Annotated in this window: 19 protein-coding genes; 14 read left to right on the forward strand and 5 right to left on the reverse strand. The window is 69.0% G+C overall.

Annotated elements, in window-relative coordinates; all coding sequences use genetic code 11:
• Positions 1-7: 7 nt before the first annotated feature.
• From F9B98_RS07035 to F9B98_RS07100, 14 genes are all read left to right on the forward strand, one after another.
• Complete coding sequence (locus F9B98_RS07035; RefSeq protein ID WP_150954791.1) at positions 8-1,297, forward strand: ABC transporter substrate-binding protein; 1,290 nt, start codon at positions 8-10, stop codon at positions 1,295-1,297.
• 70 nt (positions 1,298-1,367) lie between these two features.
• A complete protein-coding gene (locus tag F9B98_RS07040) occupies positions 1,368-2,342 on the forward strand; it encodes a carbohydrate ABC transporter permease (protein WP_150954793.1) in 975 nt (324 codons plus the stop codon).
• Position 2,343: 1 nt separating this feature from the next.
• A complete protein-coding gene (locus F9B98_RS07045) occupies positions 2,344-3,180 on the forward strand; it encodes a carbohydrate ABC transporter permease (protein WP_150954795.1) in 837 nt (278 codons plus the stop codon).
• Positions 3,181-3,255: 75 nt separating this feature from the next.
• Positions 3,256-4,050 (forward strand): TIM barrel protein, encoded by a 795-nt coding sequence (locus F9B98_RS07050; protein ID WP_150954797.1) that lies wholly within the window; start codon positions 3,256-3,258, stop codon positions 4,048-4,050.
• Positions 4,047-5,594 carry a GMC oxidoreductase gene (locus F9B98_RS07055; protein ID WP_150954799.1) on the forward strand — a complete coding sequence of 516 codons (1,548 nt, stop codon included), beginning with the start codon at positions 4,047-4,049 and terminating at the stop codon, positions 5,592-5,594. Before F9B98_RS07050 ends, F9B98_RS07055 begins: the two co-directional genes overlap by 4 nt.
• An 88-nt stretch (positions 5,595-5,682) precedes the next feature.
• Positions 5,683-6,090: a DUF6379 domain-containing protein gene (locus F9B98_RS07060; RefSeq protein WP_150954801.1), complete on the forward strand. Its 408-nt coding sequence runs from the start codon at positions 5,683-5,685 to the stop codon at positions 6,088-6,090.
• Complete coding sequence (locus tag F9B98_RS07065) at positions 6,087-7,196, forward strand: sugar phosphate isomerase/epimerase family protein (protein WP_150954803.1); 1,110 nt, start codon at positions 6,087-6,089, stop codon at positions 7,194-7,196. Before F9B98_RS07060 ends, F9B98_RS07065 begins: the two co-directional genes overlap by 4 nt.
• Before the next feature lie 17 nt (positions 7,197-7,213).
• A complete protein-coding gene (locus tag F9B98_RS07070; RefSeq protein WP_150954806.1) occupies positions 7,214-8,266 on the forward strand; it encodes a sugar phosphate isomerase/epimerase family protein in 1,053 nt (350 codons plus the stop codon).
• A 26-nt stretch (positions 8,267-8,292) separates the two neighbouring features.
• The gene (locus F9B98_RS07075; protein WP_150954809.1) at positions 8,293-9,075 is read left to right on the forward strand and encodes a nuclear transport factor 2 family protein; all 783 of its coding nucleotides are present in this window, start codon (positions 8,293-8,295) and stop codon (positions 9,073-9,075) included.
• Positions 9,076-9,083: 8 nt separating this feature from the next.
• On the forward strand, positions 9,084-9,500 hold the full coding sequence (locus F9B98_RS07080; protein WP_150954812.1) for a DUF6379 domain-containing protein: 417 nt from the start codon (positions 9,084-9,086) through the stop codon (positions 9,498-9,500).
• Between the two features lie 29 nt (positions 9,501-9,529).
• Positions 9,530-10,696 (forward strand): Gfo/Idh/MocA family protein, encoded by a 1,167-nt coding sequence (locus tag F9B98_RS07085; protein ID WP_150955985.1) that lies wholly within the window; start codon positions 9,530-9,532, stop codon positions 10,694-10,696.
• An 11-nt stretch (positions 10,697-10,707) separates the two neighbouring features.
• Positions 10,708-11,712, forward strand: coding sequence for a sugar phosphate isomerase/epimerase family protein (locus F9B98_RS07090; RefSeq protein WP_150954815.1), 1,005 nt, complete (start codon positions 10,708-10,710; stop codon positions 11,710-11,712).
• Positions 11,713-11,715: 3 nt separating this feature from the next.
• The gene (locus F9B98_RS07095; protein ID WP_150954819.1) at positions 11,716-12,588 is read left to right on the forward strand and encodes a ThuA domain-containing protein; all 873 of its coding nucleotides are present in this window, start codon (positions 11,716-11,718) and stop codon (positions 12,586-12,588) included.
• Positions 12,589-12,732: 144 nt separating this feature from the next.
• Complete coding sequence (locus F9B98_RS07100) at positions 12,733-13,719, forward strand: Gfo/Idh/MocA family protein (RefSeq protein WP_150954822.1); 987 nt, start codon at positions 12,733-12,735, stop codon at positions 13,717-13,719.
• A gap of 113 nt (positions 13,720-13,832) precedes the next feature.
• On the opposite strand, the gene F9B98_RS07105 is transcribed toward F9B98_RS07100, so the two are convergent.
• From F9B98_RS07105 to F9B98_RS07125, 5 genes are all read right to left on the reverse strand, one after another.
• On the reverse strand, positions 13,833-15,149 hold the full coding sequence (locus tag F9B98_RS07105) for a cytochrome P450 (RefSeq protein ID WP_150954824.1): 1,317 nt from the start codon (positions 15,147-15,149) through the stop codon (positions 13,833-13,835).
• A 141-nt stretch (positions 15,150-15,290) separates the two neighbouring features.
• Complete coding sequence (locus F9B98_RS07110; RefSeq protein ID WP_150954826.1) at positions 15,291-16,280, reverse strand: sugar phosphate isomerase/epimerase family protein; 990 nt, start codon at positions 16,278-16,280, stop codon at positions 15,291-15,293.
• Positions 16,277-17,236 carry a sugar phosphate isomerase/epimerase family protein gene (locus F9B98_RS07115; protein ID WP_150954828.1) on the reverse strand — a complete coding sequence of 320 codons (960 nt, stop codon included), beginning with the start codon at positions 17,234-17,236 and terminating at the stop codon, positions 16,277-16,279. The genes F9B98_RS07110 and F9B98_RS07115 overlap by 4 nt, the downstream gene beginning before the upstream one ends.
• On the reverse strand, positions 17,233-18,243 hold the full coding sequence (locus tag F9B98_RS07120) for a restriction endonuclease subunit R (protein WP_150954830.1): 1,011 nt from the start codon (positions 18,241-18,243) through the stop codon (positions 17,233-17,235). The genes F9B98_RS07115 and F9B98_RS07120 overlap by 4 nt, the downstream gene beginning before the upstream one ends.
• Positions 18,240-18,653 carry a hypothetical protein gene (locus F9B98_RS07125; protein ID WP_150954832.1) on the reverse strand — a complete coding sequence of 138 codons (414 nt, stop codon included), beginning with the start codon at positions 18,651-18,653 and terminating at the stop codon, positions 18,240-18,242. The genes F9B98_RS07120 and F9B98_RS07125 overlap by 4 nt, the downstream gene beginning before the upstream one ends.
• Positions 18,654-18,661: the final 8 nt, after the last annotated feature.

Genomic DNA, 18,661 nt, shown 5'->3' on the forward strand with positions numbered 1-18,661 from the left:
GCTGGCCATGACTCAGCATCGCCGCGTCACGCGGATCGCAGGTCTCCTCGCTCTTCCCGTCACCGCCGTTCTCGTCCTTGCCGGGTGCTCCGGCTCGGGTTCGGGAGACGCCGGGGGCGACTCGAACTCCTTCACGTTCACGTACGCCACCTCGAACAACCTGGAGAGCCCGTACGAAACCCTCGCCAAGGAGTACATGCAGCAGCACTCGGGCGTGACCATCACGACCAACCCGACCCCGAACGACAAGTACGGCGAGACGATCCGCACGCAGCTGCAGGCCGGCAACGCCTCGGACGTGATTCAGACCACCCCGGGTTCGGGGGACGCGCGCGGCATCATCCCGCTCGCCCAGGCGGGCTTCCTCGAGCCCCTCGGCGACACCGCGACGAAGCTCATCATCCCCGGGAGCGAGAGCGTCTACACGATAGACGACAAGGTCTACGGCCAGCCGCTCGACTTCACGATCGGCGCCATCGTCGCGAGCCTCGGTACCGCGAAGATGAAGGGCCTGTCGGACTTCCCCACCACGATGGGCGACTTCACAGCCGCGTGCTCGACGCTCCAGGGGCAGGGTGGATCGCTCCTCGCACTGGCCGGCGCCGCCGGTCCGAATGTCGGTCTGACCATCCAGGGCATCTCCGCCACCCGCGTCTACGCCGACACCCCGGACTGGAACGAGCAGCGCGCCGAGAACAAGGTGACCTTCGCCGACAGTCAGGGCTGGAAGGACACCCTCCAGACCTTCGTCGACCTCAAGAACGATGGATGCTTCCAGCCGGGCGCCGAGGGCGGCGGCTTCGACGCCATCACGAACGGACTCGCGCAGGGCACGTCGGTGGGTAGCTTCATTCCCTCGGGCTCCGCGGTCGAGATCGCCAAGGCCGCGCCGGCCGAGGCCGAGTTCGCCGTCGAGCCCTTCCCCGCGGCCAAGAGTGGCAAGGAGATGATCCTGGGCAGCTCCAACTACACCCTCTCGATCAACGCCAAGGCCAAGAACAAGCAGGGGGCGGAGGACTTCCTCGCATGGATGGCCGAGCCCGCCCAGCAGCAGCGCTACTACGAGCTCTCGGGCGAACTGCCGGTGTCGGCCTTCGACTCCCTCGACCTGTCGGGCACCATCTACGCGCCGGTCGCCGACCTCCTCAAGGAGAAGAAGTACACGCCGCTGCCGAACAACATCTGGCCGAACCCCTCGGTCTACGAGGCGCTGCAGACCGGCGGTCAGGGTCTGCTGACCGGTCAGACCAGCATCGACCAGGTGCTGCAGAGCATGGATGCGGCCTGGGGCAACTGAGTGATTCCGCCGCCCGGGCCCCTGGACCCGGGCGGCGGAGCCGCACCCCATCGAGGATGACGAGGACGCGATGAGCACCACTTTCCGAGCCGGCGAGATCGCCGCCACCGAGACCGAGCGCGTGGTGCTGCCACGCCGCGGCGGACGCCGCCGCTCCGCGCCCCGCCCGCGCCGCAAGGGCCTGCTGAAGTTCGGATACTGGTGGTGGGCTCTGCCCGGCATCGTCTTCGTCATCGGCATCCACTACGTCGCCACGAGCGTCGGCGGCTTCTTCGCCTTCACGAACTGGACCGGCATCGGGGCCTTCGAGCTCATCGGACTCGACAATTTCGTGCGGATCTTCCAGGACCCCACCAAGCTCGGAGCCCTGTGGAACACCCTGTTCTTGGCATTCGGCTCGGTCATCCTCAGCAACGTGCTGGGCCTGGGCATCGCGCTCGGGCTGAATCGAGGACTCAAGACCCGCTACATCCTGCGCACGCTCTTCTTCATGCCCGTGGTGCTCAGCCCGTTGGCCACTTCCTACATCTGGAAGTTCATCTTCGACTACAACGGCCCCCTCAACCTCGTGCTGCGGGGGGTCGGCCTGGACTCGATGGCCCGGGCGTGGATCGCCGACCCCACGTGGGCGATCTGGACGATCCTCGTCGTGCTCGTCTGGCAGAACATCGGCTTCGCGATGGTCATCTACATGGCGGGTCTCGCCGCCGTCCCGGTCGAGATCGAAGAGGCCGCCGCCATCGACGGGGCCAACCTGTGGCAGCGCTTCTGGCATGTGACGCTCCCGTCCATCCGCCCCGCGGTCGCGATCGCGACCACCCTCGGCCTCGTGAACGGCCTTCGGGTCTTCGACCAGATCATGGCACTGACCGGGGGCGGGCCCGCCGCGGCCACCGAGACGCTGGCGACGCAGGTCTACAAGCAGTCGTTTGCCCTCGGCAACTTCGGCTACGGCGCCGCCCTGGCATTGCTGCTGACCCTCATCATCCTGGTCTTCGCGGTCATCCAGCAGCGCGTTACAGCCGACCGTTCGGAGGGAAACTGACATGTTCCGCTACACGAAACTCACGGGGCTCCGAGAGTTCCTCTTCTGGGTCGCCGCGCTCGTCTTCCTGGTTCCGTTCTACTTCCTCATCACCACGTCTCTGAAATCGGACCGCGAGGTCATCACCACCTCGACGCTGGCCCCGCCGACGGCTCCCGACTTCGGCAACTTCCTCAAGGTGCTGACCGCCTCCGGCAACTCGAACGTCGTCATGGGCCTGGTCAACAGCATCATCATCACCGCTGGCAGCATCGTGCTGCTGGTTCTGCTCGGCTCGCTCACCGGCTACGTGATCGCCCGCAGCACGCGCCGCTGGAGCCGCGTCGTGTACTACCTGTTCCTCGTCGCGATCGTGCTGCCCACGCAGCTCGGGACGGTGCCGCTCTACATCGGAGCACGCTCGCTGGGACTCACGGGGTCGGCCTGGGGCATGATCATCCTCTACACCGGCATGCTGCTGCCGCTGGCGATCTTCCTCTACGCGGGATTCTTTCGCGGACTCGGCACCGAGTACGAAGAGGCCGCCACCATCGATGGGGCGAGCCGGACGCAGATCTTCTTCCGCATCGTGCTCCCGCTGATGTCACCCGCGACGGGAACGGTCGCGATCCTCGCGGGCCTCATCGTCTGGAACGACTTCTTCACGTCGCTGATCTTCCTCGGCGGATCGGCGAACCAGACCCTCCCGGTGGCCATGTACTACTACATCGGTTCGTTGGTGTCGGCCTGGAACCAGATCTTCGCGATCGTGATCGTCTCGATGATCCCCATCCTCGCCTTCTACCTCTTCGCCCAGAAGCGCTTCATCCAGGGCTTCGCGGGCGGCCTCAAGGGCTGAGCCTGCCCAGACGGATGCCGCCTCGCACGGCATCCGTCGCTCGTCGCGCCTCACGCACCCCGAAAGGACACCCTCGTGTACCAACTCGCTCCCAACATCGAACTCCTCTTCACCGAGGCCGGCGACTACCACGACCGCGTGCGCGCGGCGGCGGCGGCGGGTTTCGACGCCGTCGAGATGTGGGGTCCGACCGGCGTCGACGCCCCGGCCACACCCAAAGACCTGCCGGCGCTCAAGGCGGCGCTGCAGGAGACCGGCGTGCAGCTCACCGCGCAGCTGGCCGAGCCCCGCACGCAGTTCATGATCCCGCCGTGGGATCACTCCGAGTTCTTCCGCAAGCTCGACGAGGGCGTCGAGATCGCCCGCGACCTCGGCTGCCCCCGCATCGTCGTGGGCAGCGGTACCGGCTTCGGCGGGTGGAAGCGGCAGGTGCAGCTCGACAAGCTCGTCGAGATCTACCGGAAGGCGATCGCGCAGATCGACGGCTCGGATGTGGGGCTGGTGCTCGAACCCGTGAATGTCCGTGTCGATCACCCCGGCTCGCTGCTGGATCGCACCGCCGAGGCCGTATACGTCGCCCGCGGCGTCGACTCGCCGCAGTTCGGCGTGCTCTACGACATCTATCACTCGGCCGTCGAGGGCGAGGACATGGAGGCCGAACTGGCGAACGCCGGCGACCTCATCCACTACGTGCAGCTCGCCGATGCCCCCGGTCGCGGAGAGCCCGGCACGGGACACCTCGACTGGAACGAGCGGTTCCGTCTGCTGCGCGACAGCGGCTACGACGGGCCCGTGGGGCTGGAGTACTACCCGACCACCGCGTCGGAGGCATCCGTCGCCCACGTCGTCGAGATCGCGCGCGCGGCATGAGCGCCCGGCAGTATCCGACCGAGGTCGATGTCGTGATCGTGGGCAGCGGCCCGACCGGCTCCGCCTACGCGCGCATCCTCGCGGAGCGCGCACCTGAGGCGACCGTCGCGATGTTCGAGGTGGGCCCGACGGTGTCGAACCCGCCCGGCGCGCACGTGAAGAACATCGCCGACCCCGCCGAGCGCGCCCGCGCGCAGGTGGCCTCGGAGGGCCCGGGCGAGCGCGGCGAGAAGGTCGCCAGCCCGGGCGCGGCCAGGGCCGGCGTGCGCGGGGCCCGCCCCGGCACGTTCCTGCTCGAGGACGGCTATGCGTTCGAGGGCGAGGACGGCCTGCCCGTCGTCGCGATGTCGAGCAACGTCGGCGGCATGGCCGCGCACTGGACCGGCGCGTGCCCGCGGCCCAACGACAGCGAGCGGATCGCCTTCGTCGACGACCTCGACGAGCTCCTCGACGAGGCCGACCGGCTGCTCGGCGTCACGACCGACGCCTTCGACTCCGCTCCCTTCGGGGCGATCGTGCGCGAGCGCCTCTCGGCTGCGGTCGATGAGGGCCGCGTCGAGGCGACGAAGGTGCAGCGGATGCCGTTGGCCGCCCACCGGCGCGACGACGGCCGTCTCGTGTGGTCGGGGTCTGACGTCGTGCTGGGCGAGGTGACGCGCGAGAACCCGCGCTTCTCGCTCTTCGACGAGTCGCTCGCGGTCCGTGTGGTCGTGGAGGGTGGCCGCGCCTCGGGCGTGGTCGTGCGGGATCTGCGCTCGGGCGAGGAGCACACGGTCGCGGCGCGCTTCGTCGTGGTCGCGGCCGACGCTCTGCGCACCCCGCAGCTGCTGTGGGCGTCGGGCGTGCGGCCCGAGGCCCTCGGGCGGTACCTGAACGACCAGGCGCAGGTCGTCTTCGCCTCGAGGCTGCGCGACATGCCCCCGCTCGACGCAGACGACCCCACCGCGGGCCTCGCGGAGTACAGCGGCGTGAGCTGGGTGCCGTTCACCGACGACATGCCCTTCCACGGGCAGATCATGCAGCTCGACGCCTCGCCCATCCCCCTCGCCGAAGACGACCCCGTAGTGCCGGGCTCGATCGTGGGTCTCGGTCTGTTCTGCGCGAAAGACCTGCAGGCCGACGATCGGGTCGCCTTCGACGCGGAACACCTCGACGGGTACGGTCTTCCCGCTCCCCGCATCCACTACCGGCTCACCGATCGCGATCGCGAGGTGGTGGAGCGCGCTCGTGCAGAGATCGTCCGCTTGGCCGAGGCCGTCGGCGACCCGGTCGGCGACCGCCCCTTCACCCTTCCGCTCGGTTCGTCGCTGCACTACCAGGGCTCGACCCGGATGGGCGTGGCCGACGACGGCACCAGCGTGTGCGACGTCGACAGCGAGGTGTGGGGAGTCCCCGACCTTTTCGTCGCGGGCAACGGCGTGATCCCCACGGCGACGGCGTGCAACCCGACGTTGACGTCGGTCGCGCTCGCGGTGCGGGGTGCGCGCAAGATCGCGTCGGTGCTCTCGCGGGAGCGTTCGCGCGCGAGCGCGGCATCCGCGTGATCCTTGCTTATGTACGAATCAGACATTAGAGTGTAGAAATCAAGACAAAGTGGTCTGTGGCTTCGGCCGCACCGACGAGGAGGTCATCGTGATCCCGGATCGCATCATCGAGCAGGGGACGCTCACCGCCCGCGACGGGCGCGCGTCGGTGGAGGTGCGCCTGCCCTGGTACCGGGCGCTGCCGGCATCCTGCATCTCGGGCGCGAAGCTCACCATCGACGGTGTCGAGGCACCCGCCGAGTCGCTGCGCTGGCAGATGAACGGCGAGGAGCTCACCTTCGCCGACATGAAGACGAACACCGAGCAGTGGTGGTTCCCCACCGACTCCGCCGTCCTCTCGGGCGAGATCGAGACGGATGCCGGGGAGCACGAGGTGCGCGTCGACCTCGAGCTCTACATCCCGTACATCATCATCGCCGATGACCAGGTGCTGCACATCGAAGAGCACGACACAAAGAACATGACCGCCCGCCAGGTCGAGGAGGCCCGCGCATGACCGGTTCGACCGCGTCCGGCACCCCCATCCAGGGCGTCACGCTCTACAGCTTCACCCGCGCCTTCCACGGCCGCGAGTACGACCTCGACCAGCTCATCCGCAAGACCGCGGCCGAGGGGTTCGGCCCGGGCCTGGAGATCATCGGCTTCTCGAGCTTCCGCGGCTTCCCCGACATCGACGATCGATTCGCCGGACGCTTCTCCGACCTCGTCGACGAGGTCGGGCTCGTACGCACCTCGCTCGCGGTCAACGCCGACATCGGCCTGCGGCCCGACAGGCTCATGGACCAGGACGAGCTGCTGGCCTACATGCGCAAGCAGATCGCGGCGGCGGCGAAGCTCGGCTTCCCCATCGCCCGCGTGCAGATCTCGATCACGCCCGACTCGATGGAGGCCCTCGCCCCCATCGCCGAGGAGTACGGCGTCACCCTCGCCCTCGAGGTGCACGCTGACCAGTACGCCTCGCACCCGCGCATCCTGGCGCTGCGCGACCGCTACGAGAAGGTCGGCTCGCCCTTCCTCGGGTTCACGATGGACTGGGGCGCCACCGTGACCGGTTTCGCGCCGTCGCTCATCGAGGCGTACCGCCGACGCGGCGCGTCGGAGGAACTGCTGGCCGCCGTCGTGCAGCTGTGGGACGACTTCTACGAGCAAGGGCCGCCCGCCGACCAGGCCGATCACGGCCAGCGCTTCGGCCGTTTCATCGGCCTCGCGCACCAGCACGGCCGCCCCGACCTCGGCATCGACTTCGGCATCAACGGCACGGGCCTGTTCGGCCCCGCGCGGGTGAATGACTGGCTCGAGATCATGCCGTGGGTCAAGCACGTGCACGGCAAGTTCTTCGGCATCGACGAGAACGGGAACGAGCCCTCGGTGCCCGTCTCCGACCTCATCACCCTGTTGGTCGAGAACGGCTACAGCGGAGCGGTGTCGAGCGAGTACGAGGGCTGGCACTGGAACCACTGGCAGAGCCCCTTCGAGATCATCCGGGGCGAGCAGGCGATCCAGCGCACGGCCGCCGAGGCCGCCGGCTCGCGCATGATCACCGACGCCGCCGAGGCGCGCCGCGCCCTCGACACCCACCTCGCGCACGCCGTGCGCGCCTGATCTTCCCGGAGAAGGACATGACCGACACCAACGGCATCGCCGGCACCGGCATCAAGCTCGGCACCACGCTCTACTCGATGACGAGCGAATTCGCCGCGGGGCAGTACACCCCCGAGACCCTCATCAAAGAGGTGCACGACCAGGGCATCGGCCCCGGTGTGGAGTTCAACTTCGCGCAGCTGCTGCGCTCGTACCCCGACGTCGACGACGCCTTCGTGAAGCTCTGGTTCGACTCGCTCGAGACCTACGGTCTCGAAGCGAGCGCCGTGGGCACCAACCTCGACATGGGTCGTCGCAAGGACCGTGACATGACGCCCGACGAGGAGCACGACTTCTTCGCTCGGCAGCTGAAGTCGGCGCACACGCTCGGCTTCAAAAGGGTCGTCATCCGCTCCGCGGGCAAGGAGCTGCTCCGCCGCCTGCTGCCCCTCGCCGAGAAATACGACCAGAAGCTCGGTTACGAGATCCACGCGCCCTCGGGGCCCAACGATCCCAAGGTGATCGAGATCCGCGAGGTCTACGACGAACTCGGCAGTGACCGCCTGGGCTTCACCGCCGACTTCTCGTCGACCATGCACGCGCTCTCACCGACGCTGCTGCGCACGCTCGGACAGATGGGCATGGACGAGAAGCACTTCTCGGTCATGGACGAGATCTGGCACGAGCCGACCCCCATGCACGTGCGCAACCAGAAGTTCGAGGACTACCTCTCGGGCGAAGGGGTCGACCCCCTGCGCTTCGGGCCGTTCACGCGACTGGCGTTCAACATGCACGGTCTCGTCGCTCCCGAGGAGTGGCTCGACATCATGCCGCAGATCTTCCACGTGCACGCGAAGTTCTACGACATCGGCGCCGACGGCGAAGAGCCGGCGATGGACATCCCGCGCATCGTGAGGCAGTTCGTCGTCGGCGGGTACCAGGGCTACCTCTCCAGCGAGTGGGAGGGCCACGCCTTCAGCGACCTCGGCGAGAGCGACCCCATCGACCTGGTCAAGAAGCAGCACGCGCTCATGCGCCGGGCCATCGAAGACACCGTCGCCGCCCGCGACTCCGCCGCCCAGCCCGCCTGATCCATCCACCTCACGAAGGAGTGAGCATGTCGAACACCGCCACCACGGCATCCGTCGAAGATCTCATCGCCGAGGTCGCCCGCCTGCGCGAACAGGTCGAGGCGGCGCACGCCCTCGCCCAGCGCGCCGAAGACCGCGGCCAGGTCGAGAACCTCTTCAACCGCTACATGTACCTGCACAACGCCTTCGAGGACGAGCAGATCATCCCGCTCTGGGTGAAGGAGGGCACCGAGGGCATCCGCGCGCGCTACACCAACGCCGGTCAGTACACCACCTGGCAGAGCGTCACCGAGTACCACCGCGGACGCCCGCACCCCGAGGGCAAGCTGATTCTCCACGCCACGAACACCCCGGTGATCGAAGTCGCCGCCGACGGCAAGACGGCCAAGGGCGTGTGGATGATGGCCGGCACCGAGTCGGGTCTGACCGACCCGCAGGTCGCTGAGGCGTTCCCCGACATGTACTCGCCCGAAGAGGTGCTCGGCAAGAAGGTCTGGGCGCACTGGGTCTGGTGCAAGTACGCCATCGACTTCCTCAAGCAGGACGGCGAGTGGAAGTTCTGGAAGTTCCGCTGCTACGAGCTGGCGCGCGCGCCGTTCGAGGAGAACTGGGTCGCCTTCGGCCTCAAGAACCAGGGCGCCTTCGACCTCGACCTCATGTACTTCGGCGACGACGGCAAGCCCGTCTTCATGCCCCCGGCCGACGAGCCGGTGCCGTCGAAGAACCACCCCTACAGCCCCGAGACCACTCAGAAGCTCGAGCCCGCGCCGCCCGTGGCGCACGACCGCTTCACCGACACCTTCGCCTAGGAACCGCCATGGCCACCCACAACTCCCTCTTCTCCGAGAAGGACGTCCGTCGCACCGACGACGGCCTCGCCGTCTCGGTGCAGTTGCCCTGGTACCGCAGCCTCTGGCTGTCGGCCGTCGACGACGTCGCGGTCACCGTGAACGGTGTCGCGGTGCCGAAGGACGACCTGCGCTTCTCGCTCGAGGGCCGCGAGTACCGCATCGACGAGCTGCCCGAGCAGTCCGAGACGCTGTGGTTCGTCGCCGACCGCCCCGACGTGCTGATCCGCCTCGACACCCCGCCGGCCGCGGGTGAGACGGTGACCGTCGAGGTCGTGCTCACGATGCGCCTGCTCTACATGCAGATCATGCCGGGTGCCGACGGCGGCCCCGGTCGCTACGTCACCAACCGGGTCCCGGTCGAGCGCGAGCTGGTGCTGTCGTGACGGCTCCCGGGCGCCCCCTGCGGGTCGCCATGATCGGCTACGGCTTCATGGGAGCCGCGCACTCGGTGGGCTGGCGACAAGCGCCCCGCATGTTCGACCTGCCGCGCGAGGTAGAGATGGCGGTGATCGTCGGACGGAACGCGGATGCCGTGGCCTCGGCCGCCCAGAAGTGGGGGTGGGCCGAGTCGGCCACCGATTGGCGTGACATCGTCGCGCGCGACGACATCGACATCGTCGACATCGTCACCCCTGGCGAATCCCACGCCGAGATCGCGATCGCCGCGCTCGAGGCGGGCAAGCACGTCCTGTGCGAGAAGCCGCTCGCCAACACGGTGGCCGAAGCCGAGGCGATGGCCGAGGCCGCTGCGCGGGCCCGGGCTCGCGGCATCCGGTCGATGGTGGGGTTCACCTACCGTCGGGTTCCCGCCGTCACCCTGCTGCGCGACATGATCGCCGAGGGCGCCGTGGGCACGGTGCAGCAGGTGCGCGCGGCGTACCGGCAGGATTGGCTCGTCGACCCGGAGACGCCGCTCGCGTGGCGCCTGCAGAAGGAGCACGCCGGCTCCGGAGCTCTCGGTGACATCGGTGCGCACATCATCGACATGACCCAGTTCGTCACGGGGCTGGGGGTTGAGCGGGTGTCGGGCACGATCGACACGATCGTGAAGGAACGCCCACTGCCCGCGGACGGGTCGATGGGACTGTCGAAGGGGGCCGGCGCCACCGAGAAGGGCACCGTGACCGTCGACGACGTCGCGATCTTCACGGGTCGCCTCGCGAACGGAGCCCTGGCCTCGTTCGAGGCCACCCGCTTCGCCACCGGCCGCAAGAACGCGCTCACCATCGAGGTGTCGGGGGACCGCGGAGCTCTCGTGTTCGACCTCGAAGACCTCAACAGTCTGCGTTTCTACGACCGCACGGCTCCCGAGGGCAGGCAGGGGTTCACGCAGATCCTCGTGACCGAGGCGCAGCACCCGTACGTCTCGGCGTGGTGGCCCGCGGGGCACATGCTCGGCTACGAGCACGGCTTCAGCCACCAGGTCGTCGACCTCGTCGAGGCCATCGACGCCGGCACCGACCCGCACCCCTCGTTCGACGAGGGCCTGCGCGTGCAGCGCGTGCTCGACGCGGTCGAACGCAGTTCTTCCGCCGACGCGACCTGGACTCGCGTCGCCGCCGCCGTCCCGGCTCTCTGAAAGGTTCTGTCATGGTTCGCCCGATCACCCTGTTCACCGGCCAGTGGGCCGACCTGCCCTTCGAAGAGGTCGCGCGCCTCGCCGGGGAGTGGGGGTACGACGGCCTCGAGATCGCCTGTTGGGGCGACCACATCGATGTCTCGCGCTGGGACGACGCCGCTTACGTGCAATCTCGCCTCGACATCCTCGAGAGCAACGGCCTGAAGGTCTGGACGATCTCCAACCACCTCGTCGGCCAAGCGGTCTGCGACGATCCGATCGACGAGAGGCACCACGACATCGTGCCGCCGCGGGTGTGGGGGGACGGGGATGCCGAGGGCGTGCGCCAGCGCGCGGCCGAAGACCTGAAGAACACGGCACGTTTCGCCGCGAAACTCGGGGTGAAGACGGTCACCGGCTTCACCGGGTCGAGCATCTGGAAGTACGTCGCGATGTTCCCTCCGGCCTCAGACGCCATGATCGAGCGAGGGTACGCGGATTTCGCCGCCCGCTGGCATCCGATCCTCGACGTCTTCGAAGAGGTGGGCGTGCGCTTCGCGCTCGAGGTGCACCCCTCCGAGATCGCGTACGACTACTGGACCGCCAAGAAGACCCTCGAGGCGATCGGTCATCGCGAGAGCTTCGGGTTCAACTTCGACCCCTCGCACTTCGTGTGGCAGCAGCTCGACTCCGTGGCATTCGTACTCGACTTCGCCGACCACATCTTTCACGTGCACTGCAAGGAATCGACCACGAACCTCGACGGGCGCAACGGCGTGCTCGGCTCGCACCTGTCGTGGGACAACCCGCGTCGCGGCTGGACCTTCGTCTCGACCGGCCACGGCGACGTGCCGTGGGAGCCGCTGTTCCGCGCGCTGAACGCGATCGGCTACGACGGGCCCACGAGCGTGGAGTGGGAGGACGCCGGCATGGACCGCCTCGTCGGCGGCCCCGAGGCCCTCGCCTTCGTGCGCAAACTCGGCGGGATCACCCCGCCCCACCAGTTGTTCGACGCCGCGTTCTCGCAGAAAGGCTGACGCGTGACCGACGTGCTGAACGTTCTCATCCTCTCGGGTCACATGACCATCGAGCACGACAACGCCCACCGCAGCTTCTGCCTGCACAACCAGTGGATCACCACGTTGCTCGAAGACACGGGACGCTTCAAGGTCCGCGTCGTCGAAGACCCGCGCGGGCTGCCGGCGAGCGTCATCGACAAGTACGACGTGCTCATCGTCATCTTCGAGGGGCGCGACGGCTATCACGACATGGCGACCGGTTTCGGGGAGGAGACGGATGCCGCGATCCTGCGATTCGTACACGACGAAGGCAAGGGGATCGTCTGGTTCCACGGGTCCGCCGCCCAAGAGGACCGCTGGGGCTACCCCGAGGAGTACAACGTCATGCGCGGCGCCAAGCTCAGCGCGTGGGAGACGGGATTGCGCCCGCGTCCGTGGGGCGAGGCGCAGCTGCACACGACCGAGCCACGGCATCCGATCACCGAAGGCATCAACGCGACCTGGACGGTCACGGGAGACGACATCCTCGTCGGCGTGCAGATGTACGAGGGCGCCCAGGTGCTGCTGACGACGTTCGACGACCTCGAGGCCTACGAGAAGGCGCCCGTGTGGCCGATGTCGCACTACCCGGTCGACATTCCGCCCGGCGGCATCGCCGAGCTACCCGGGATCAACACGGAGCAGCCGCTGGCGTGGATCAACGAATACGGCAAGGGACGCTCGTTCACCATCACGATCGGTCACGACATCGACACGTTCCGCCGCATCGAGTTCATCCGCATGTTCCCGCGGGGTGTCGAGTGGGCGGCGACCGGCGAGGTCACGCTGACCGGCCCCGACCGCCGCGGCGACCGCCGCATCAACCCCTGGCCGTACTACAACGGCCAGGGGTGACGTCGGCCGGCGTACGGCCTCGACGCGTCACGAGAACAGGGGATGTCACCGGAACAGGCCGTTCCGGCGCGGATCGCCCTGTTCTCGTGACCTCCCCTGTTCTGGTGACCGGCGTCGAGGCGCCGACGTGAAGGAGTCACGAGCATGATCCGAATCGGGATCCTGGGCGCCGGCGGCATCGCCGAGCGGGCGATGGTCGAGCCCGCGCGCGGCGTCGACGGCGTGGAGGTCGTCGCCATCGGCGCGCGCGACCCCGAGCGGGCGCGGGCGTTCGCCGAGCGGCTCGACCTGCCCGCGTGGGGCGACTACGACGCGGTGCTCTCCGACCCGCGCATCGATCTCGTGTACCTCGCTCTGCCGCCCATCGTGCACCGCGAGTGGGCCGAGCGGGCTCTCGCGGCAGGCAAGCACGTGTTGTGCGAGAAGCCGCTCTCGGCCAACGGCGACAGTGCGGCCGCCATTGCCGATGCGGCGGATGCCACGGGGCTCCGCGCCTTCGTCGGGTTCCACTTCCGCTTGCACGGCTTCATCCGTGAGCTCGTCGACACGATCCGCTCGGGGGAGCTCGGCGAGGTGAAGCTGGTCGAGATCGACTTCAGCATCCCCCACTTCGTGGTGAAGCCCGGCAACATCCGTTTGGACGGCGACCTCGCCGGCGGCGCGGTCATGGACGTCGGCTGCTACGCCATCGACCTGCTGCGCGCGGCGTTCGGTGAGCCCGAGGTCGTGACGGCGATCGCGCAGACGTACGACGCCGACCCGCGCATCGACCTGCAGACCGACGCCGAGCTGCGGCTTCCGGGCGGGATCACCGCTCTCGTGCGCGCATCGTTCCAGGGCGACGACGAGGGCGCGATGTGGGTGCGGGTCGACGGCTCCCGCGCGTCGCTGTGGGCGACGAGCGTGATCGTGCCGCAGTGGGGCGCGACGCTCACGGTGACCTCGGCCGACGGCCACGAGCTACGCTCCGTCGCCGCCGACCCGGCCGAGAACAGCTACGCCCGCCAGCTCGAGCACCTGCGCGACGTGCTCGCCGACGGGTCGGAAAGCGTCCTCGACGCCCGCCGCGGCGTCGGCACGATGCGGGTCGTCGACGCGATCTACCGCGCCGCGGGTCTGCAGCCGCGCTGACGCCGCGCGCACCCCGCGTCACCAGAACAGGGGATGGTTCCAGAACAGGCCGATTCCGCGCGGATCGGCCTGTTCTCGTTGCTTCGCCTGTTCTCGTGACGCCGCGGACGGCCTCAGCGCGCGCGACCGAAGTGGAACGGGCACGACGACGGCGCGTCCGCGCGGCGCACGCGTCCGCCGGAGCGGGGCTTGGTCGGCATCCGCCGCCTATTCACCTCGAGCCCGCGGCCGCTGATGCGGATGCGCGCGTCGCTGAGCACGGCGACGGATGCCGCGAGCCCGGCGATCGCGAGCTTCTCTCCGGGGCAGCGGTGGCCGGTGCGGACGTCGGCGCCGCCGTGGGGCACGAACGCCTTCAGCGCTTCGTAGTCGTGGACGCCCACGAACCGTTCGGGGTCGAAGGCGGAGGGGCGTTCCCACTCGCGGGTGTCGGTGTCGGTGCCGAGGATGTCGAGCACGACCCGGCCGCCGGCGGGCACGCGCTGACCGTCGAGTTCGATGTCGGTCTCGGCCCACGCGGGCAGCATCGGCACGAAGGGGGCGGTGCGGCGGATCTCCTGAGCGAAGGCCGTGGCGAGTTCCCCGCCGACGAGGGTGCCGCGCTCGGCAGTTTCAGCGGCGATGCGCGCGCGCCACTCGGGGCGGTCGTGCAGCTCTTTCGCGGCGAACGCGACGAAGCGCGACACGGCGATCATCGGGCGGAAGCTGTTCTGCAGCTCGACCCCCGCGGTCTTCGCGGGCAGGGGCTCGCCGTTCTCGTCGCGGTGGTGCGCCCACGCATGCAGAGCCGTGTTCTCGGCGGGGCGCAGGGTGCCGGCCCGCACCGCGTCGATCAGCTCGGCGGCGTGGCGGTCGGACCAGCCGCGGTTGAGCAGCGCGAGCGCGAACTCGGGGGAGTAGGGAACACCGAAGCCGTCGACGATCTGCGCCTGACGCCTCGCCCAGCGGGTCTGTGCGGCCGCGGTGCCGGGGATGCCCGCCCACCGCATGATCGCGCGACCAAGCGCTCCCACCGCGGCGTCGTAGGCCGAACGCTCACCGCCGGCGACCCAGGCGTCGAGCTCGCCGCGCCACTGCCGGTCGAGCTCAGGAAGAAGCCGCTGCACCTCGGCGTCGTCATACAGCACGTCGACGAAGGTCGCCTTGCGGTGACGGTGCTCGGCGCCGTCGAGGCTGTGCACCGAGCCGTGGCCGAACAGGGACTCCTGGATGAAGGCGGGCATGGCGCCGTGGCGGCGGATGCGCGACTCGTCGTAGAAGAGATCCACCCCCTCCTCGCCGCGGACGAACAGGGCGTCGCGACCGAGCAGGCGGAACGGCACGGCCCGCGCACCGCGGTCGGCGCGGCGCCAGAGGTGCGCGCCGAAGCCGTAGCCGCGGACCAGGAGCGAGAGCGAGTCGTCACGGAGGAGGGCGAGGGGGGATGCCATGCCCTCACGGTTTCACGGGTGCGCCGAGCGACCGAGGGGGCGGCGCGTTTCCGACGCGTGTGGTACCGCGTGAGGGGTCGATTCGTGTCGCCGGGCGGGTGCCCTGGGCGACAGAGAACGACCCCTCACGCGGGGTGCGGGTCAGGCGGGAACGCGCGCGCCCTCGAGGATCGGCCGTAGCACCTTCTGCACGTACCAGCCGGCGACCATCGTGCTCTCGGCGGGGTGCGGGCTCTGGTCGGACTCGACGACGATCCAGCCGCGGTAGCCGTGCTCGGCCAGGGCGCCGACGAAGCCCTCGAAGTCGACCAGCGCGCGCTCGTCGCTCGGCTCGTAGAACCAGCGCAGGATCTTGCGCGCGCCGCCCTCGGTGCGGATGAACTGCTCCGCGTGCGGCGTCGACGCCTCGGCGTCGTCCACCGTCTCGCGCGCGTCCTTCAGCTGCACGTGCACGACGCGGTCGGCGTGACGGCGGTAGAGGGTGACCGGGTCAATGCCGGCGATCGCGAGCTCGGCGGTGTCGATCGCGAGACCGACCTTCTCGGCATCCGTCGCCTCGAGAAGGCGCGAGATGCCGTCGTCGAGGCGCAGCGCCGAGAGGAAGTCGACGTGCAGGCCCAGTGCGATGCCGTCCGCCGCGATCGCTTCGCCCACGGAGTTCCACAGGGTCGCGAGCACCTCGATCTGCTCCGCCGACAGCGCCCCGGTCTGCCAGGCCGACGGCGCGGCGCGCACGACCAGCACGCTGCCGCCCAGTCTCCGGATGGCATCCGCGAACCACCGCGCGGTGCGCACGATCTGGTCGACCGACGCGGGATCGAGGGGATCGGGCCCCCGACCCATCTCGACCTCGAAGCCCACGGAGGGGTCATAGACGTAGCTGCTCACGGCCTCGATGGCACACGAGGAGAGGAACTCCCCGAATTGCTCGACCGACCCGTAAAGGTCGGCGAGCTGCTGGGGCGTGCCGAGCGGCTCCCACGCCCCGAAGCTCTCGGCGGTCAGTTCCACTCCCGAGAAGCCGCTGATGGATGCCGTCTTGAACGCCCGCTCGTGCTCGCGCTTTCGCACGAACGAGTCGATGTTGGTGTCCCACTGGTTGATGGCGTAGGCCCAGCGCACGTCGCTCATCGCGCGACCTCCTCGTTGTAGATGCCGTCGAGCACGTTCTTGGCGTACCAGCGCGAGATCGCGGTGCTCTCGGCGTAGTCGCCGCCGAGCTTGTCGGCCTTGTCGTGCTCGACGCTGATCCAACCGGTGTAACCGTGGTCGCGCACCGAGCGCATCATGGCCTCGAAGTCCACGAGGCCCTCGTCGGTGCCCATCTCGTAGAACCACTTCTCGGTGGTCTTCGCCGACACCTCGGCATCCGGGAACATCCGATAGTCGTCGTTGACGTCTTTGTGGCGCGTGTCCTTGAAGTGGAAGCCCGTCACGCGCTCGTGGTGCTTCGCGTACACGTCGACCGGGTCGACGTCGGCGATGCAGTGCTGGGCGGTGTCGACGAAGAACTTCACGTAGCGCGGGTCGGCGTACGAGTAGAAGCGGTCGATCTGGTCGCGCGTGCGGATGCCGGCGTAGAACTCGTGGTGACAGGTGAGGTTGACGCCGTACTGCTGCGTGAGCTCGCCGACCTTGCCCCAGACGTCGGCGGCGTGCTTGAGGCCGTCGTCGGGCACTCCGGCCTCGTCGAAGTAGCGGGATCCGGGCATGACGATGATGTTGTCGAGCTGGATACCCGACCACATGTCCATCGTCCGCTGGAAGTCCTCGAGGATCGTCGCGTGGGTCGCCGGCACCTCCGGTGCGTAGCGGTCGGGGGAGTAGTAGACGCCGTGGAAGGTGTTGACGATGCGCTCGAGGCCCTGCTCCTGCACGAACTCCTGGTAGTTCGCGACCGAGCCGTACTGCTCGAAGATCTGCCAGATGCGGAAGTCGAAGGTGTCGATCGCGTCGAAGCCGACGGCGGCGACCTGCTGGAGGAAGCGCTTCATCGCGAGCTTCGACTGCCACTGGTCGTAGGGGCCCGCGGGTCCCTGTGCTCGCCAGTGGTCCATGTAGCTCCACTTGATGGGTCGGTCGGTCATTGCGTGCTCGCTCTCTGAACGGATGCGGGTGAGGGACGGTCGGAGAGGATGCCGGCGGCCAGCGCGAGATGACGAGAGGTCGTCTCCCACGGGTCGTCGTCGAGCCACTCCTGGCCGCCCCACTCGCTGCAGAGCGTGCCGGTGAAGCCCGTCGCGGCGAGGGCCGTGCCCACGTCGCGAAGGGGGTCGGAAAGTCGGTGGTCGGCATCGTCGAGATCCCAGAACTTCAGGTGCACCGCACCGAGCAGGGGGAGGACGGATGCCAGATCCGAGACGTGCGCGCGGCCGAAGCGCACGAGCAGGTTCATGTAGAGGGTGTGCACGGGCCCGGGCACGCCGCCGGAGCGCAACAGGTCGATGACCGCGTCGTGGGTGGCCGGATCGCGCCAGTCGTCGCGCAGACGTCGGAGCAGATCGGCCGGGATGCCACCGTGCTCGAGCCGATCGAGGTAGGTCACCGGCAGCGCGGGCATGAGCATGCTGATGTCGAGCAGCAGCCGCACGTGCGGGGTGTCGAGCTCGGCCATGCGATCGTAGGCCGCAGGTTTCGCGGCGGGCGTCTCGTGGCCTTGCGCCTCCTCGAACAGCACGAGGTCGAGCTCCTCGAGCAGGGGCACGAGGTCCTCGAGCAGCGCTCCCGCCTGGCCGATCGGCAGGCGCACCCCCGAAGCGCCGACCGCGGCCGCCGCGCGCAGCTGCGGCTCGAGGAAGGCCCGGCGCTCGGCATCCGTCCGCCGTCGTCCGCGGTCGTACTCGTCGATGCTGACGCCCACGATGCTGACCCGCCCGCCCGCGGCGGCGAGCCGGTCGCGGAAGGATCGCGCCTCGGCGTGCGAGGGGTCGGGGAAGCCGCGCCACATCTGGCCGAGCTCGATCTCGATCGCCGGGGCGATGTCGCGCTCGACCAGGGTGAGGGCGAGGTCAGGGGCGGTCCGCTCGGCGCGGATCACCTCGGGGGTCAGGTTGAACGCGCTGGCGGACAGGGTCCAGCCGGTGGGCAGGCTCACGCGGCGCTCCCCACGTCACGGGAGACGGTCGCGGCGCGGGCATCGGTCGACAGCTCCCGCGTGAACGAGAACGGCAGGCGCAGGGGTTCTTCGGGGCCGCCGGGCAGGTAGGGGATCTCGAGCCGGAACGACATCGACACCTCGTGGATGCCGGGGCTCACGGCATCCGGGATCTCGAAGACGACCCGGTCCTGCAGGTACCACCACGCCTCCTCGGCCGCCAGGGCGTCGACCGGGACCCGCCGGGTGCCGAGCGCGACCAGCGGCTCGCGCTTCTCGCCGTCGAGGTGGACCCGCGCGTCGAGGAGGCTCGCGAGCGGGAGGGAGCGGATCCACGGCAGCGAAAGCCGCACCTCGGTGCGTTCGGCGCGCACCCGGAGGGCGTCGTCGCGCAGGGCGGTCAGGGTCATGGCGGGCA

Source organism: Microbacterium testaceum StLB037 (genome assembly GCF_008763945.1).
Lineage (GTDB): Bacteria > Actinomycetota > Actinomycetes > Actinomycetales > Microbacteriaceae > Microbacterium > Microbacterium testaceum_G.

Excerpts from the sequence above, each read along its gene's own strand:
- F9B98_RS07035 (WP_150954791.1), top strand. The coding sequence starts at position 8 with ATGACTCAGCATCGCCGCGTCACGCGGATCGCAGGTCTCCTCGCTCTT.
- F9B98_RS07040 (WP_150954793.1), top strand. The coding sequence starts at position 1,368 with ATGAGCACCACTTTCCGAGCCGGCGAGATCGCCGCCACCGAGACCGAG.
- F9B98_RS07045 (WP_150954795.1), top strand. The coding sequence starts at position 2,344 with ATGTTCCGCTACACGAAACTCACGGGGCTCCGAGAGTTCCTCTTCTGG.
- F9B98_RS07055 (WP_150954799.1), top strand. The coding sequence starts at position 4,047 with ATGAGCGCCCGGCAGTATCCGACCGAGGTCGATGTCGTGATCGTGGGC.
- F9B98_RS07065 (WP_150954803.1), top strand. The coding sequence starts at position 6,087 with ATGACCGGTTCGACCGCGTCCGGCACCCCCATCCAGGGCGTCACGCTC.
- F9B98_RS07070 (WP_150954806.1), top strand. The coding sequence starts at position 7,214 with ATGACCGACACCAACGGCATCGCCGGCACCGGCATCAAGCTCGGCACC.
- F9B98_RS07075 (WP_150954809.1), top strand. The coding sequence starts at position 8,293 with ATGTCGAACACCGCCACCACGGCATCCGTCGAAGATCTCATCGCCGAG.
- F9B98_RS07080 (WP_150954812.1), top strand. The coding sequence starts at position 9,084 with ATGGCCACCCACAACTCCCTCTTCTCCGAGAAGGACGTCCGTCGCACC.
- F9B98_RS07085 (WP_150955985.1), top strand. The coding sequence starts at position 9,530 with ATGATCGGCTACGGCTTCATGGGAGCCGCGCACTCGGTGGGCTGGCGA.
- F9B98_RS07090 (WP_150954815.1), top strand. The coding sequence starts at position 10,708 with ATGGTTCGCCCGATCACCCTGTTCACCGGCCAGTGGGCCGACCTGCCC.
- F9B98_RS07100 (WP_150954822.1), top strand. The coding sequence starts at position 12,733 with ATGATCCGAATCGGGATCCTGGGCGCCGGCGGCATCGCCGAGCGGGCG.
- F9B98_RS07105 (WP_150954824.1), bottom strand. The coding sequence starts at position 15,149 with ATGGCATCCCCCCTCGCCCTCCTCCGTGACGACTCGCTCTCGCTCCTG.
- F9B98_RS07110 (WP_150954826.1), bottom strand. The coding sequence starts at position 16,280 with ATGAGCGACGTGCGCTGGGCCTACGCCATCAACCAGTGGGACACCAAC.
- F9B98_RS07115 (WP_150954828.1), bottom strand. The coding sequence starts at position 17,236 with ATGACCGACCGACCCATCAAGTGGAGCTACATGGACCACTGGCGAGCA.
- F9B98_RS07125 (WP_150954832.1), bottom strand. The coding sequence starts at position 18,653 with ATGACCCTGACCGCCCTGCGCGACGACGCCCTCCGGGTGCGCGCCGAA.